Here is a 15,317-nt window from a genome sequence, read left to right on the forward strand (position 1 = left end):
CCCCGGAGCCGATTGGCCTCCACCCACCTCCCCCATGTATCGTTACTCGTCGTTGTCCAGCGCTCGTAGCTCAACGGATAGAGCATCTGACTACGGATCAGAAGGTTGGGGGTTCGAATCCCTCCGAGCGCGCTTCGTGAAACTGACTATGCCCGGGTCGCTGACCTGGGCATTTGTCTGTTCAGGGTAAATGTCGGAGAGGGCGGCTCTGGTGCTCGCCGCCCTCTTGACCCCCACGATTGACCCCAACGTCACCCCTCCGGCTCCTCGAACAGGAACCCGAGCTTGTCGACGGCCTCGCGCTGCAGCTCCTCGGCTACGTCGACGTAGATGACCTTCGTCGTACGGGGGTCAGCGTGCCCAAGGATGTCCTGAATCTGCTCAAGCGGGACTCCCTGACTCCACAGCAACGACGCACACGAGTGCCGGAGGTCGTGGAACCGGATCCGCCGTACGCCGGACTTGGCGCACAGAGCGTCGAAGTGGCGGTTCACGTTCCGCGGCTCGATCGGCGTACCGAGCGTGGTCGTGAACACGTACCCCTTCTCCCACGCCTCGACCGCCGCGGCTCGCTCCTTCTTCTTGTTGGGTCCGGCCAGCTGCGCGAGGTGGCCGGCGCGCTCGGCTTCCTGCGCCTTCCAGTGCGTGAGCAGGACGGGCAGCAGTGACTTCGGTACTGGGACCTCCCGAGCGGAGCCGTCGGTCTTGACCTGGCCGAGCTGCAGCTCACCGTCGACGCGGTGCAACCCGTGCTCGACCTGGATCACGCCGTTGGTCAGGTCCACGTCCCACCACCGAAGTCCCAGTGCCTCGCCGCGACGGAGGCCGAGCGAGAGCGCCACGGCGTAGAGCGCATACAGCCGGTCATCACGAATCGCGCCGAGGAACTTCGTTGCGTCGTCCGCCTTCCACGCCTTGAAGGCCGGCCTGTACTTGTGGTCCATCCGGAGCTTCTTCGCAACGTTCTCCGTCAGGATCTCGTCCTCGGTCACTGCGTCCTGAAGTGCCGCGCGCAGCACTCGGTGTAGGTAGCGGATCGTGCCGTCTGACACCACGTCCCGGCAGCACTCACGCGGAGTCTTCGCGCAACAACGTGCTCCCTCGATCGGTCGAGCGTTCTTCCTCGGAGCCTTGCCGGCGCGCGCCGCGCGGAGCTTCTTCGCTCGGTCCTCGCGGGCTTGGTCTTTGCCCTTCGCGCAGCACTGGCAGGTCTGCTTGAGTTGGAAGAAGCCGCGCCGAATGTCAGCCGGGCGCAACGCCGTCAGCTTCTTTTTGCCGAACAGCGGTACGAGGTACTTCTCGATTAGCCACCGATAGCTCGCGTACGTCGTATCCCGGACCCGGTGCCGAGCGTGCTCGTGGAGCCAGTACTCCAGGTACTCGCCAACCGTCTGCGAGCTGGACGCCACGCGCTTGCCGGACATGGTGTCCGCCTGCATCTTGGTCAGCTTCTCGTGCACGTCCTCCCAGGACTTGCCGTAGACGCTGCGGCGGACTTCCCGGCCGTCCGTGGTGATGACGTAGGCCCGACCCTCCCAACGACCGTCCGAGCGTTCGCGGATGTTGCCCTCACCGTTGACGTTCCGCCTCCCCGCTTGGCTCTTGGCTGCCTTAGGCTTGGCCTTCCGCGGCTTCTTCGGCTCCTCGGGTTCCATGAATGCGAGCGTCGTCACGATGCCACGTCCTCGATCAGGCCGGCGACGTAGGCCCGGATGGACTGCAGCGGTACGCGGCGACCGTTGCGCACCTTGACGCTGGTCAGCTCACGTTCCTTGATCAGCCGGTAGACGGTCCAGCGAGACACGTTCAGGTGCTCGGCCACTTCCTCGACCTTGAGTAGGCGCGAATCGTCTTGAATGGTCAGCTCCCCAGTTAGCTAGGCCGCGTTCGCGGCGTCGTCGTTGTCGTCAGTTGCCGAATTGCTGTCGGTCGGTGGTCCTGTGCCGTCGCGGGCGCGCTGCTTGGCTTGCTCGTACTGCTCGCGCCAGCGGATGCGTTTGGTGATGCTGTAGGCCAGGACTTCCTTCTGTGTGGGTGCGTCTTCGTCGCCGGGGCGAACGGGCGTCCAGATGAACCGCGGCTGTTCGTCGTCGCTGGTGGTCTGGGCTACGGACAGCGCGGTTTGGTCGTCCATCTCGACGCCGGCCGCGGAGAGGGTTTGGCGGATGACTTCGGCGCGGTCGGCGCGGTGGTCGGTCAGGGTCTTGCCGGTCCACTGCCGCGAGACCAGGACTCGACGCCCACCGAGGCCGAGGTGTTCGCGGTCGTGGGCTTTGCTGTCGCATTCGCCGGGGACGAGGTTGCCGGTCGCGTCCTTCGGGGTGATGCCGTACAGGAGCCAGTTCGCGCAGGCCGGCGAGCAGGGCAGGACCTTGACGTGCTCGTGCAGCCGGTTCAGGTGGTCGAGCTGGGCAGGGTGCAGCTCGGCAGGGTCGTCGCCGTAGGTCTCGCCGATCGCCTTGCCGAGGTACTTGGTCAGGTAGCCGATCGCCTTGCCGACCTTGGTCTCGGAGTCCGCGACGATGCCTTTGTAGTCGACCTGTTCACCGAACCGGACAACGTGTGCGGGCTGCGCCGCGGGATTGGCGGCCAGGTCGTCCAACGCGTTGTCCCAGGTGGGCAGCAGCGCGCCTGTGTTCGGGTCGAGGAAGCGTTCGGCGTCCTCGTCCCAGATCGGGAGGCCCCGGCCGGTCTGGGCCCCGTAGAGGGGCGTCTCGTGCTCTGGCCACCACACTTGGTGGTAGGTGGCGGCGGCGACCTGGCGGACAATCTCGCGCGGCACCGTGCCCCGGACAGCCATGTGCAGATGCGGAGCGAGGCGCTTCTGTGGCTCGACCACGGCGAAGTACTGCGCCTTGTACCCGGCACAGCGGCGCAGGTTCTGAACGAAGCGGTCGACGCCCTTGGAGAAGTGCAGCGCGTCGAGCGCGGCGCGGCGGTAGTCGTACGTCGACGGGTTGACCGGTGTCGACAGCACAGGTGAGTTAGGGCTGTGGTGGACGCCGCAGGAGCATGGCACGAGCTTGCCTTTGACCCGGTACGGGAGGCGGTGGGTCGCGCCGTACGAGTCGAGTGTGAGGGTGAGGAACATCGACGGGCGGTAGGTCTTGCCGTTGGGTGCGCGGAACGTCGTACCGACCGTGCGCTTGTCCATCGGGACTCGTGGCAGGTCCGGCGCGTCTTGGCGTCGACGGGTGGATCGGACACGGCGCGTGGATTCATCGTCGGTGCCGGCGTCCTCGGGCTCGCCTTGGTCCTCGTCCTCGAGCTGGGCATCGTCGGCGGGGAGGTCGAGTTCGGTGTCTCGGTGCCAGCCTTCGCGGCACTGCTGCATCCGAAGTCGCCGGTTGGCCTCGGCGCACGGCGGGCACTTCGAGACGAGGGTCGACCCGCAGGAGACGCCGACGATGCGCTCTGTGCCGGTCTCGGTGTCGACAACGCGGTTCAGGATCGGTCGAACACAGACACCGTTGGTGATCGCCAGATCTTGTACTACGTCCAGCGGGAAGCGGTCCAGTGTGATCCTGCCGTGCGTTGCGGTGTCGGTCATCTGGACCACCTCCCTACTGGTTCTGATTCGGCGTCAGCGGCTCGGATCGGTCGTGTTTGTTGGGGATTCGGGCGGTGACGTAGCAACGGACGCCCGCGGCTCCCTGGTTGGTGTACAGCCGCCCGGAGCCGTCGAGTTGGAACACAACGGCGAGGACCTTGACCATGACCTCGATCTCCGCTGGGTCGCCGGACAGACGCATTTGCACGGTCATCACAAGGCCGCCCAGCTAGCGAAGGTTCGGCCGGCGGCGCTCATGCTGCGGCTCTCTCTGCGTCGCGCGGTAGCGGAAGGGGCTTGGTGGGGTCGAGCGCCTTGGGTCCCGGCGTCCATTCGGTTCGGCAGGCAGCGGGGAGCGGCCAGGGCGCGATCCGTGCCCAGTACGCCGAGAGTTCGGCGAGCTTGGCTGTGATGGCGTCCCGGTCCGTGTCGGTGGTGCCGCCCCAGACGCCTTGTTCGTCGTTGAGCAGCGCGGAGGCGAGACAGGATCGGCGCACCAAGCAACTCGCGCAGACGGTCTGCGCTGCGTCGGTCTGTTCCCTGACGGTGGGTTCCTCGCTGGTGAACGCGGGATCGGTGCTGCCGAGGCAGGCAGCGCGGTCACGCCAACCGCGGATGATCCATTGGTTGATGGTGACCCGCATCGGGAGCGGCAGTTGCGGCGTGAGCGGCAGTGCGAGTTGGCCGGCGACCTGAACCTTGGTGCTCACGCGGCTTCACCGCTCTCGACTACCTCGCCGTCAACCGTGTTCGGGTTGATCAGGGTCACGTCCTGGCGACCGGACTTGATCGCGCTGTGCGGCGTGAACCGGGTTGCCATGTCACGGATCGCGTCATCACTCATGTACGCCGCCCGGACCCGTACAGGCTCGCGCTTACCCTCCTGGAGGACGTAGGCGACGCCAGGCAGGGATTCGGGGATGCGATCGCATTCCGCGCCGAGATCCCGCGCACCTTCGCCGAGCGCCATTTCGACCTGGGCCTCGTTGTCGAGGCGCATAGCAATCTTGGTCGAGAACAACTCGCGCCAGGTCACCACATCCTTGGTCACCAGCAACGAGGTTGCGAAGACGGAGAAACCGGGCGCGCGGCCCTTGCCGAGCAGTCGACCGAGCGCCACGTCGATCCGGGCGGACAGTCGACGGCCTTCCGCGCCGGGCAGCAAGACGGTGAGCTGCATCAGCTCGTCAATGACGATCAGCACGAACGGCGTCTCCTGCGATGCGGTGAACGTCCGGGCCTTGCCGCGCAGCAGCTTGGTGCGGTCGTCGAGGTAGTCCGCGTCCTCTTCGAGGAGCTCCGCCATGGCTTCGTAGTCGTCGGCCTCGTATCGGTCGAACAGTTCCCGCCCGAACTCCAGCTCCATCCCGCCCTTGGGGTCGATGCCGTGCACGACCACGAGGCCGGCGCGGATGTACGGCCCGAGCGACCACAGCAGCGACCACAGCACCGATGACTTCCCAGCACCAGAGACACCGCAGACGAAGATGTGCCGACCTGCGACCTTGAGCTGCCACGGCGTACCGTCCTCGCAGTAGCCGAGCACCAGGCCGTCCAGGTCCCGCACGTTCAGGCGTGCCGGATGCGGTACCGGAACGATGGTCTTGCGCAGCGGGTCCGCGGTAAAGAAGTCCACCCACACGAGGCCCGGCTCCAGCTCCCGCACCGACACCCGTCGAGCCTTCGCTGCGTGCCGCAGGTCCGGAACTGCCTCCGCGACCTGGTCGACCCGGACGCCGAGCGGCAGATCCAGCAGCAGCGAGTCGATACAGCCGGTCGAGCGGACCTTGACGATACGAGGTCGCAGAATCCACCCGGTCATTTCGTCGGTCACCGAGAGTCCGAGGCGGCCCATCCAGAACCACCAGCGTGGCGCGTACCGGAACCACCGCCGATACCAGGCCTTCACGCGGTAGATGACCTGATTGCGGAACGAGACTCGCCACCGCATCGCCCACACGGCCAGCACCACCACCAGGACGCCGGCACCGATCAGTGGGCGCGTCCAGCCCTGCATTACGCCATACACGGCCAGCGCCGGAGCACCCAGCAGCGGGAGCATCACGCCAGGGTGACGGAGCTGCGATGCCACCATGCGCCCGAACGGGAAGTCGCCCGCGGCTTTCCTGCCTGTCTTGATCTTGCCCATGGCCCTACTTGCCTCCTCTCTCGTGCTTGGCGAACCGGCGTTCCACGACCAGCAGATGACCCCAGGCCTGCTCAAGGGCGGTCATTGCGCCAGTCGCTCCGCTGTTCGCGTCTGGGTCCGGCACACCGGCCAGCACCCGCGTTGTCTTCTGCAGTTGGCTCCTGGCGTCGTCCAGCTCGTTCATCAGGCCGCGGAGCTTCGCCATTGCGTCCAGGTCGTTCGTCACGTCCAAGGCGCGGGCCCACTGGTCCAGGAACCGGCGCCTGCCGGCAATCGCCATGACTCGTCAGCCCCTCTCGTGAACGGCGAAACCACGCAACGCCTGATCGACCGCCACGACCGTCAGGTCCAGGCGTCCAAGTGCCGTCGCCAGCGATCCCCGTACGTCGTCCTTCGGGGCCTTGGACAACGACCGCGCCACCGTTCGAACCCGGTCCTGCGCGTCCAGCAACCGGCCCATGAGCTTGTGCAGCTCGCCCGATGCGTCCTCGTCGTTCCGGACCCCGAGCGCATCGGCCCAGCCGTCGAGGTCTCTGCGCGTTGCGAACAGCCCAGCCACTACTTCTCTCCTCTCAGTTAAAGCTCGAACTTCCGAGCCACAACGGCTACCTCCGACCAGAGGTTGACGGCCTCCTGTACGGCCTGCCGGGTAGCAACCCGGAGGTCACCGTCAGGGCACCGCCGCAACGACCGGTCGATCCACAGCACCCGAGCCGCGGAGTCGACCAGCCGCTGCCGTAGCGGCACGATCTCGGCCAGTGCCTCGGTATCGTTGCCAGCGCGGAGGACGCGAGCCCAGCGGTCGAGTTCCTTCGTTCGGCCGGCCACGTCACAACCCCCGCTCGTGCAGCAGAAAGTCGCGTTTGACCCAGAACAGGCCCTCTTGCACGAAGTCGAGCCGGTCGACCACGAGCGCCGCGAGACCTCGAACGTCCAGCCCACGCAGCCGGTCGCAGACGGCCGAGTAGTTCTCGCGCTCTTCCTGCACCGCGTGCTCCACCCGGACGAGCTGCACGAATGCTGCGTCGTCGTCTCCCACGCCGAGAGCAGTCGCCCACGCGTCTAGGTCTCGGCGCTGCATCAGAGCCAGCCCTCAGCGCGCAGAATCCGGCTGCCGGGACGGTCGATCATGTCGAAGTCGTCCTCGTCGTCAGACTCGTCTCCGAAGTCGTCGTCATCGAGCGGGTTGTCTTCGACGGTCGGGTCGTCGTGACGCTCCCACGCTGTACCTGCGACCACGACCGGTACGAAGGGCGCAGGCTCGTCGAGCAGTTGCTCAAGGCACCGGTCGTGGTCGTGCTCGTTCCACTCGATCGACCCGAAGTCGTCCACGAAGGCGCATGGTTCGCCGTTCGGGAGCACACCCAGTGCCCGGGCAAGGTCGTGGCGAGCGCGGTCGATCAGCTCATCGAGTGCGTCAAGCACCGACAGGTCATGGACATACAGCCCGATGCGCCCGACCTTCAGGACGACCCACGGGATACCGCCCCCGCCTTTGGTGAACAGGTCATGCCCCAGCGCCGTATCCGGCTCTACGTGCGCGTCGACGGTTATCGACAGCTCTCCGCGGACTGCCACGATCAGGCTGCCTTGCCGCTCGCAGCAGGCCGGGACTGACCCGGCATGTTCTTCGGCGCGGTGACCGCCGTCGCCCGGAAGGACCAGCCCTGACGAGCGCGGCATCGGTGACCCCTGCCGTCCTCCGGGCCCGTGCACGAGCGGGTGTCCACCCAGGGTGCCGCCGTCAGGCCTTCGAGGTGGATCGGCGTGAACGGCAGCCCCGGCAAAGACTCCGGGAGTACGGGCTGAACGTCGGCCAGGAGGCGCACGACGAACGTGCGGTCGTTCTTCTTGATGTCGGGGTCGGGGTCCATGACCTCGACCTTCCAGACCAGGGTTTCGGACTCCTTGTCCCGAGCCTGCACCGGGCGGTCCTTGGTCGACCGCTCGAAGTCGAGTTCCGGTTCGACGGGACCCACGGCGTACAGGCCGTAGGGGAAGGCGAGCCCGAACTGGACCATCACTCGGCGCGGCATACCCATAGTGAGTCCTCCACTACACTCTGACTTGTACCAACCTTTGGTACATCACCAACCATAGGGACGCATTATGGGCAGGTCAAGAGGAATGGCACCATTTGTTGGGACAACTTCGAGAGGAGGCGGTATGGCCCAGTCGGACCCCCTGTATCAGCGCATCGCGAGCGACCTTCGCGACCAGATCCGCACGGGCGCGATCAAGGCCGGCGACCGCCTGCCGACCGAGGTCGAGCTGCGCGAGCAGTACGACGTGTCGCGGAACACCGTCCGGCTTGCGCTCGGCGTGCTTCAGAACGAGGGCATGATCAGCAGCACGCAGGGCAAGGGCACTGTCGTTCGCGAGCAGGTCATGCTCACCTATCACGCGGCGTGGGCAGAGAGCCGCGACCGGCACGCGAGCGACCAGACGGACGCTTTCTACGCCGAGATGCGGGACCAGGGCCGCAAGGGTGAGTACCGGGACTTCGAGATGCGCATCAAGCCCGCGACCCCCGAATTGGCGGCGCGCTTGCACGTCGACGAGGGTGACTCGCTCGTTTCCCGCGCAATCTCCCGCTTCGTCGACGGTCAGCCGTTCAGCCTGCAGGACAGCTACTACCCGATGGACATCTCGCAGGAGTGCGGGCTACTCACTCCCCACGATGTGCCTGGTGGTGTCATCCGCGCCCTGGCTGCGAAGGGGCACACAGAAATTGGGTACGTCGACGAGCTGACAACCCGCATGCCGCGACCCGACGAGGCTCGGAAGCTCGGGCTCAGCCAGGGCACGCCAGTGCTGGTCTACGTTCGTACGACGTACAGCGACAAGCGACCGCTTCGCCTGACGCTCACGATCTTTGCCGGCGACCGCAACCGAGTCGTCTACGAGCTGGGCGACCTGACTGCGTACGCCGAGAACGGAGGCGCGTCGTGATCGTCGAGCAGGCCACGATCGAGGACTTGCCCGTCATCCTGGCGATGCGGACCGAGGCTAGCCAGTGGCTCGCCAAGCGCGGCATCGATCAATGGGCCGTTGCGTGGCCGAACCCCGAAGCGCAGTCCGAGCGCATCCTCTCAAGTATCCGCGCGGGTGAGACATGGATGATCCGTACGGACAACGGCGACACCGCCGCCACGGTCGCGCTCGACTCCTTCTCTGACCCGCAGCTCTGGACGCCGGAGGAGCAGGCCGAACCCGCCATGTACCTGCACCGGCTCATCGTGCGCCGCAAGTACGCCGGTCTCGGTGACGACGTGATCGACTGGGCATGCGAGCGCGCCGGCCAGCTCGGCAACCGTTGGGTGCGCATCGACGTTTGGACCGACAACATCGGCCTCCACCGCTACTACGAGAACCGCGGCTTCAAGCACGTCCGGACGCTCGACCTAGCCCACTATCCGTCCGGCGCACTGTTCCAGCGCCCCGCCACCGACTGGCGCGACCGCAAGACGGCTGAAGTCCTCGCGGAGAAGCCGCAGACCCTGCCGACGAAGCACAGCCGCTTCGAGCCGTTCGAGCGGGCGCGGTGCCCGGTCCTCAGCGAGCAGACGATCTGAAGGCGGGTCGTGCCGTCGACGCGGGACGCTCGCACTCAGTCGAGACCGAGTGTCCTGAGAGTCCTCGGGAGCGCCTTGCAGTAGCTCCCGCAGATTCATCTTGAGTGCACCGCAGAGCGCCACGGCATCCGCCAGCGTCACACGCCGCGTCCCGTTCTCCAGCGAACCAACAACAGAGCGGGTCCAATCCAGCTCGTCCGCCAGGTCTTCCTGCCGCATCCGATGCCGAGCGCGGGCGGCACGGACGTTGCCAGCAATGAGCTTGTCCAACTCGTCCGGCGTCATGCGCAGATCTTCCCGCGCCGCCCAGCCCGACGTCATCCGGCAAAACGCACCGGTATGCCGCGATTCACGGCCTATGGCCTCTTATAGCGGTGCAGCGATATTATTCCAGGTGTGGCACCTGAAAATCAGTCACGCCCGAACCATCTCTTGACCGCCGCGCGGATGCGCACGGTGTCACGCAGCGCGCCCGGACGACCGATGAGCCGCAGCGAACTCGCACACCGCGTCGCCGAGCTTCTGTACGCCGTCAGTACCAAGAGGTACCCGATCACAGGCCACTACATCGCCAAGCTAGAACGCGGTGCGGTGTGGTGGCCCTGCGAGGAGTACCGAGCAGCCCTATGCCTCATCCTCGGCGTGAGCAACGACGCCGAGCTGGGGTTCCACCCGCCGAGAGGTCGCGGACCAGCGACGCCCTACTGAGCCCGTCCTCATGATGCGGCACTATGTGACTTGACTGCGGGAGGGCCATGAGGAAGTCGGTCGAGTTCGAACAGCTGGTAGCGGTGATCATCGGTGAGCTGGAGCCGACGGCAGAGGTCAAGTGGGACGACCACATCGTTGGGCAGTTGTCGGGCAGAATCCGCCAGATTGATGTCTCCATCCGGCGGCGCGACCCAGATTTCCTCGGGATCATCGACGCTAAGGACTACGGACGCCGAGCGACCATCGACCGAATCGACGCGCTCTCCGGCGTGATGCGAGATGTCCAGGCGCAGTACGGAGCGCTGGTGTGCAGCGGCGGGTTCTCCAACTCAATCCATCAGTACGCTCGCAACTGCGGCATCTCCCTCTTCAATGCGCACGATGCTCGATCTGCGAACTGGTCACTGGAGTTGAAGATCCCGATCATCTGGACTGAGCTGACGCCACTGGTGAGCGTCGCCGGCGAGTTCGAGTTTCAGGCAGGAGATCAGGTTCCCAGGAACGACAGACATGGCATCCAAATGTCAACCGATGGTGGGCAGACCATTGTCGATCCCCTCGGAACGTTCGAACAAGCCTGGAATCAGGGCTCTCTGTCTCAACAGCCTGGGGTGGTGCATCGAGCGGCCTCAGCCCAGAAAGTTGAGGCACTGGTCCGAGACGCGGCAGACAAGCCGCAGCTCAGGCCCGTCCACAACTTTGGGTTCATCTACGAAGTGCAGTCGAAGACCTGGCTCGGCAAGTTCCAGCCAGAGGACTGTAGAGGACTCGTCGACTACCTGAACGGCCAGGCCTTCTATGCGTCGTTCCTGCCGGTGAGCGCGGTCCCGTATCAGCGGGACGAGCAGTGGGAACATGTCGACGACCCGGATCAGCTCGCAATCACGGCGACAGGCACGCTGGTCGTCTGCACGACACCGCTCCTGATAAGCAACACCAGAATCACCAACATGTCGGTCGACTACATCGGGCCGTTGCCGGGTGCGCACCCAGACGGAGCAGAGAGTTGAGCTTTCAGGCAGCCGCGCGCTGTTTGTGATCCGCCAATAGATCCGCGTCGAATGTCCGTGGGCCTGGTGCACGACAGGCTGTACGCCTCGCTGGAAACGACAATGCAGATGTCGGCTGTCCCGGGCACACTTAGTCCGTCGGGCAAGGGAAGGCGAAAAGGTGTGAACATCGGCTTGAAGGTTCCGATGGCCGAGGAACTCGTGTGGGCAAATGTGATGCGCCCGCGGATCCCGCTGGTGTACCTGGACCTGCACGTGGCCATCCGAATGGCGCGCGCATCGCGGGGCGACACCAAGGTGCCGGCTGAGTACCTCAAGCTTTACCAGGCGGCGCTGCGCGCCAAACTTGAGCGGCGCGCCATGTTCCCGCTTAGCGGCGAGCACCTGTGGGAGATCGCACAGATCACCGACCCCAAGCAGCGCGGCAACCTCGCCGACATCCTTGAGACGTTGTCCGACTACCGCTACTTGGCCGGGCGCACACTCATCGCAGAACTTGAGATCGAAGCGGGCATGGCGAAGATCTTGGGCGAGGACATCTCTGATCGGAGTGTTGCGCTTGTGCGGTCGACGTTCGGACACGCCTTCGGGATGGTCGGCGGAATGAAGATTGTGAACCAGGCTGGTGGCGACGCCTCCGACGCGGTCCGTGCTCGGATGCCCGACGCCGAGTTCGACAGGCTGATGGCGAGTATGAATTACGAGATGGAGCGCCGCATGCTGCGCGGTCCGTCCGATGAGGACCTCGAGCAGCTCCGGACCGATCCCGCTTTCCAGCCGCAGGTGGCGGTTGAGGGTCAGCGAAGCCGGGTCGAATGGGAACAGGACACCGACCGGGTATTGAATGACAATCCGAAGTGGCGCCGCGGCCGACTTCGGGACCTCATCGCTGCTCGCGAGTTCGTGCACGAGTGGATCGAGATGTACACCCGCATGCGGATCGAGCGCCAGAAGGCTGGCTTGCCTGACTTTGATCCGCCCGACGACGAGCTGCGACGGTTCATGGGGGCGATGCCCCACACTCAGGTCGCGGTGAGCGTGAAGACGCGTTACCACACGAATCCGCGGCACAAGTGGACCGTGAACGACATCGTCGACATCGATGCTGTATCGGTGGCGTACGCGTACTGCGAGGCGGTGTTCCCAGACAAGGCCATGCGCCACGCCCTGTTGAGTTCCAAGGAGCTGCAGTCCATCGGAACATACGTACCCCGGCGCCCCGGGGAGCTCGCCGAGTGGCTGAACTCGCTACCGACTGTCATTGCGCCAGACCTGCTGGTACCACACCCGCTCAATCGGCCGACGCCAACCACCGGCTGAAGCGGCAAGCGGTCCGCCTCACTCCAACCGCGTTTGACGCGCTCGGCCAACCGCCTCCCTGCGACAGGCCGCGTTGCAGCGGAGCGTACTCATCTGCCACGGTGCGTGCTTTCCTGCTATCGCAGACCGCCTGGCGGACAAATCTCGCATATCAGCCGACGACAACCTGTCGCACGCTAGCCGACTGCCGCGTTGACCTCTTAAGGATCAAGGGCGCGCCTTCGGCGCGCCTCCCGCGCGGGCGGGGCGAGCCCATGCGACCTGCCGGCCGAACCTCGCCCCGCCCGCGCGGAGACGGGCCGAGATTCACCATTTCCAGAGGGTCGTTCTCGTCCAGGTCCTCGCGGTCGAGCGCGGGTAGCCCCGTCCCCCTGCCGCCCGATCGTACGGCCAGCACGGCACGCATCAAGACACCCCACGGGCGCGGCGGGCAAGGGCTGGGTCTTCGTCGATTGTGGTCGCCTGTTGGCATGGCGGTTCTCGATGTGAGTAGGACGACGCGGGTGGGTTGCTAGGTTGCCGCGGGGGACGGTCGGGTTGGTCCGGTGTGCTTGTTGAAGGCGCTGTGTTTGCCCATCACGTCGAGGTGGATGTCCTCGCCCACGAGACGGTAAGTCCATGGTGGCTCAACGTAGGTGGTCCACAACTTCGCGCCGTTCGTGCTCCACGCCGCGAGCTCGAGTTCTGCCGACATCAAGACGACATCGCCGTGCTGGCGCCAGGCCCAAAAGCCCATGTCGGCTTCGTCAACGAAGGTGAGCCGCCACTCGCCTGCAGGGCCGCGGTGGTAGCCCAGGAGCCGGGAGCCGGCGCCGATGAACAGCGCAGCCTTGTCGGGCACGAACAGCACGCCCGGCGCGAAGCCACCTCCGGCGGGACTGAAGTGTTGAGTGACCACGAGTTCTGGCCAGTCGCCGGTTCCGATCGCCACGTAGCTATAGCCGACCGAGGATGGGTCATCGGTGGCAGGGAAGTTGTCGACGAGGCCGGCATGGACGAGGTAGTGGCCCAGCAGGTCCGGTGGCTGTGTGCCGACGACGATGCTGTAATCGCCGACCGTCAGCGTGACCGCGTCGCCCGGGTTATCGCTCACGACTCGATTATTGCCGGCCGCAACGCTGCAGCTGGTCGCCACCTTCCGGCGCCGGTGATTGTGCGGGTCTTCGCGGCATCGCCAAGGGCGCTTCGCGACGCTGCGCGTCTGCCTGGCGGCAGCCCTTGACGCAGCCGCTGCGCCCCGTGATTCGGCGGCTGTCCGGGCGGTGGCTCAGGCCGCGGTCGGCGGAGCGTCGCTGGCGGTGATGGGCCAGGCGATGTCTTCTCGGTAGGGCTCGCGGTGTTCGAGGCAGTGGTGGAGTTGCCCGACGAGCTTGCTGGCCAGTCGGCGAAGCGCTGCTTCGTGGGTGTCTCCAGCGGTACGGCGTCGACGGTAGTAGGCCATGGCGCCTGGGGAGTGCTGCATCGCGTTGAACGCCCACCAGCGGCAGGCGTCGGCCAGCCGTTGGTTGCGGGCCCGACGCAGCAGCACGACGCGGGACTTGCCCGAAGCCCGGGTGACCGGGGCGGTTCCGGCATAGCGGCGTCGGCTGGCAGCATCGAGGAAGCGGGTCGGATCGTATCCGAACTCGCCCAGTACCCGGCTGCCGAGGACCACGCCGAGTCCGGGCAAACTGCGCAGGATCTCGGCGTCCGGGTGGTTGTCAAAACGCGCCGCCAGCGCGGCCTCGAGGTCGGCGATGGCGGTGTTGATGCCCAGCAGCGTGGTGACGATCGCCCGCACCGCGACGCCCATTGCCTGCTCCACCTCGGGCGGCTGATGCAGTTGCTCGGCGGCGAAAATCTGGTGCAGTCGTTCCACCTGGCTGGCCCGCAGGCAGATCCGTCCCGCCGACACCAGCAGGTCGCGGATCTGGCCGTGATCGAGTGCTTGCGCCTGGCTCGGGGTCGGTGCGGCCGCCAGGATCTGCAACGCCGTCCTGGTCGCCAGGTTCGGGAACGCGCTCAGCGCGGCCGGGAAGAACTCACGCAGCAACGACCGCAGCCGGCCAGTGTCACGCAACCGGACTCGGACCGCGTCCTGGTGCGCGCGAGCCACTACCGCGATCGCCTCCACCTGTGCTGAATCATTGGCCAGCTCACGATGCCGCGCCGCGTCGGTGCGCACCAGATTCGCCAGGACCAGCGCATCCGCCGCGTCCGACTTCGCCCCCGAGACCGCGTAGCGATCCCGGTACCGGTCAACCGCCTTCGGGTTGATCGCGAACACCCGATAGCCCGCGGCCCGCAACGCCACCACCAGCAGTCCACGGTCGGTCTCGAGTGCCACCTGCACGTCAGCCGGCCGCACGGCATGGACACACAAAAGCTCGGTCAGCTGGGTGAACCCGGTGACGTCGTCGCTGATCCGCCGCTTGGCCACCACCTGCCCAACGGCGTCCACAATCGCCACATCGTGGTGATGCTCGGCCCAGTCAATCCCGCAGAAGACCACCATCGACATCTCCTCCCTTGCTCGCCCGCACCGATGAGCCGCGGAGGCCACGCGGCGCCCTAATGGACAGCGCTCACGGCGCGACACCCCACCAGCCGTCTGCGGTCTCCAGCGACCGGCGGGGCCACCGTCTTGACGAAGAGATCCAGGTCTCTGAGCGCTTGAGTGGTCATCCCGCCGGCGGCTCAAGCAGCAGTCTGCGCCCGCCACCGGCAGGAGCCCACCCTCTTGACGAAGAGATCGAAGCCTCCGGGCGCCACAGTGATCATCCAAGCCAGCGGCGCGAGCCGCGCCCGCGCAGACCCATTAGAGCGCTACGCGTCCCTACGGGATCGGCAAGCCGACTCTTGACCCGCACCGCGCCGACCTGGTTTGGCAGCTATCAGACCTCCGATGTGCTGAAGAGGTCAAGTTGCGGCCTCTTGATCACGGCCGGCGAGTAAGCGGAACCAACAGCGGATCTGTCGATCGGCGCATGAGGAGCGAGCTGCCGACCTGGTCGGTGAATCCC

Annotated in this window: 17 protein-coding genes, 1 tRNA gene and 1 pseudogene; 5 read left to right on the top strand and 14 right to left on the bottom strand. The window is 66.0% G+C overall.

What is annotated here, in order from left to right; translation table 11 throughout:
• The first annotated feature begins 59 nt into the window (after positions 1-59).
• Positions 60-132 (top strand) — tRNA-Arg (locus tag E1218_RS29775).
• 119 nt (positions 133-251) lie between these two features.
• On the opposite strand, the gene E1218_RS29780 is transcribed toward E1218_RS29775, so the two are convergent.
• The 11 genes from E1218_RS29780 to E1218_RS29830 form a co-directional block, all read right to left on the bottom strand.
• Entirely contained in the window at positions 252-1,673 is a 1,422-nt protein-coding gene (locus tag E1218_RS29780; RefSeq protein WP_202866262.1) for a tyrosine-type recombinase/integrase, read from the bottom strand.
• Positions 1,670-1,864: a helix-turn-helix domain-containing protein gene (locus E1218_RS29785; RefSeq protein WP_325052868.1), complete on the bottom strand. Its 195-nt coding sequence runs from the start codon at positions 1,862-1,864 to the stop codon at positions 1,670-1,672. Before E1218_RS29785 ends, E1218_RS29780 begins: the two co-directional genes overlap by 4 nt.
• Positions 1,865-1,876: 12 nt before the next feature.
• Positions 1,877-3,550 (bottom strand): replication initiator, encoded by a 1,674-nt coding sequence (locus E1218_RS29790; protein WP_132326239.1) that lies wholly within the window; start codon positions 3,548-3,550, stop codon positions 1,877-1,879.
• A gap of 254 nt (positions 3,551-3,804) precedes the next feature.
• Positions 3,805-4,260, bottom strand: a complete 456-nt coding sequence (locus E1218_RS29795) for a WhiB family transcriptional regulator (RefSeq protein WP_132326241.1) — start codon at positions 4,258-4,260, stop codon at positions 3,805-3,807.
• Entirely contained in the window at positions 4,257-5,699 is a 1,443-nt protein-coding gene (locus E1218_RS29800) for an FtsK/SpoIIIE domain-containing protein (protein ID WP_132326243.1), read from the bottom strand. Before E1218_RS29800 ends, E1218_RS29795 begins: the two co-directional genes overlap by 4 nt.
• A 4-nt stretch (positions 5,700-5,703) precedes the next feature.
• Positions 5,704-5,979, bottom strand: coding sequence for a hypothetical protein (locus tag E1218_RS29805; RefSeq protein ID WP_132326245.1), 276 nt, complete (start codon positions 5,977-5,979; stop codon positions 5,704-5,706).
• Positions 5,980-5,985: 6 nt separating this feature from the next.
• Complete coding sequence (locus tag E1218_RS29810; RefSeq protein ID WP_132326247.1) at positions 5,986-6,258, bottom strand: hypothetical protein; 273 nt, start codon at positions 6,256-6,258, stop codon at positions 5,986-5,988.
• Positions 6,259-6,275: 17 nt separating this feature from the next.
• The gene (locus E1218_RS29815; RefSeq protein WP_132326249.1) at positions 6,276-6,527 is read right to left on the bottom strand and encodes a hypothetical protein; all 252 of its coding nucleotides are present in this window, start codon (positions 6,525-6,527) and stop codon (positions 6,276-6,278) included.
• 1 nt (position 6,528) lies between these two features.
• Positions 6,529-6,780, bottom strand: coding sequence for a hypothetical protein (locus E1218_RS29820; RefSeq protein WP_132326251.1), 252 nt, complete (start codon positions 6,778-6,780; stop codon positions 6,529-6,531).
• Positions 6,780-7,277, bottom strand: coding sequence for a hypothetical protein (locus E1218_RS29825; RefSeq protein WP_132326253.1), 498 nt, complete (start codon positions 7,275-7,277; stop codon positions 6,780-6,782). Before E1218_RS29825 ends, E1218_RS29820 begins: the two co-directional genes overlap by 1 nt.
• Before the next feature lie 2 nt (positions 7,278-7,279).
• Complete coding sequence (locus E1218_RS29830; protein WP_132326255.1) at positions 7,280-7,741, bottom strand: plasmid replication, integration and excision activator; 462 nt, start codon at positions 7,739-7,741, stop codon at positions 7,280-7,282.
• 124 nt (positions 7,742-7,865) lie between these two features.
• Here E1218_RS29830 and E1218_RS29835 point away from each other — a divergent pair, with 124 nt between their 5' ends.
• Together E1218_RS29835 and E1218_RS37560 are read left to right on the top strand one after the other, a co-directional pair.
• A complete protein-coding gene (locus E1218_RS29835) occupies positions 7,866-8,651 on the top strand; it encodes a GntR family transcriptional regulator (protein WP_165949473.1) in 786 nt (261 codons plus the stop codon).
• The gene (locus E1218_RS37560) at positions 8,648-9,274 is read left to right on the top strand and encodes a GNAT family N-acetyltransferase (protein ID WP_233712566.1); all 627 of its coding nucleotides are present in this window, start codon (positions 8,648-8,650) and stop codon (positions 9,272-9,274) included. The genes E1218_RS29835 and E1218_RS37560 overlap by 4 nt, the downstream gene beginning before the upstream one ends.
• A 90-nt stretch (positions 9,275-9,364) precedes the next feature.
• Here the strand turns inward: E1218_RS37560 and E1218_RS38295 are convergent.
• Positions 9,365-9,595: pseudogene (locus tag E1218_RS38295) on the bottom strand (helix-turn-helix domain-containing protein); the annotation flags it as partial.
• 434 nt (positions 9,596-10,029) lie between these two features.
• On the opposite strand from E1218_RS38295, the gene E1218_RS29845 reads away from it, so the two are divergent.
• Together E1218_RS29845 and E1218_RS29850 are read left to right on the top strand one after the other, a co-directional pair.
• Positions 10,030-10,995 (top strand): restriction endonuclease, encoded by a 966-nt coding sequence (locus E1218_RS29845; protein WP_132326261.1) that lies wholly within the window; start codon positions 10,030-10,032, stop codon positions 10,993-10,995.
• 51 nt (positions 10,996-11,046) lie between these two features.
• Positions 11,047-12,315, top strand: coding sequence for a hypothetical protein (locus tag E1218_RS29850; RefSeq protein WP_132326263.1), 1,269 nt, complete (start codon positions 11,047-11,049; stop codon positions 12,313-12,315).
• 511 nt (positions 12,316-12,826) lie between these two features.
• Here the strand turns inward: E1218_RS29850 and E1218_RS29855 are convergent.
• Both E1218_RS29855 and E1218_RS29860 read right to left on the bottom strand, forming a co-directional pair.
• A complete protein-coding gene (locus E1218_RS29855) occupies positions 12,827-13,408 on the bottom strand; it encodes a hypothetical protein (protein WP_132326265.1) in 582 nt (193 codons plus the stop codon).
• 174 nt (positions 13,409-13,582) lie between these two features.
• Complete coding sequence (locus E1218_RS29860) at positions 13,583-14,806, bottom strand: IS110 family RNA-guided transposase (RefSeq protein ID WP_407657645.1); 1,224 nt, start codon at positions 14,804-14,806, stop codon at positions 13,583-13,585.
• Between the last annotated feature and the right edge of the window lie 511 nt (positions 14,807-15,317).

This window comes from Kribbella turkmenica (assembly GCF_004348725.1).
Classification (GTDB): Bacteria; Actinomycetota; Actinomycetes; order Propionibacteriales; family Kribbellaceae; genus Kribbella; species Kribbella turkmenica.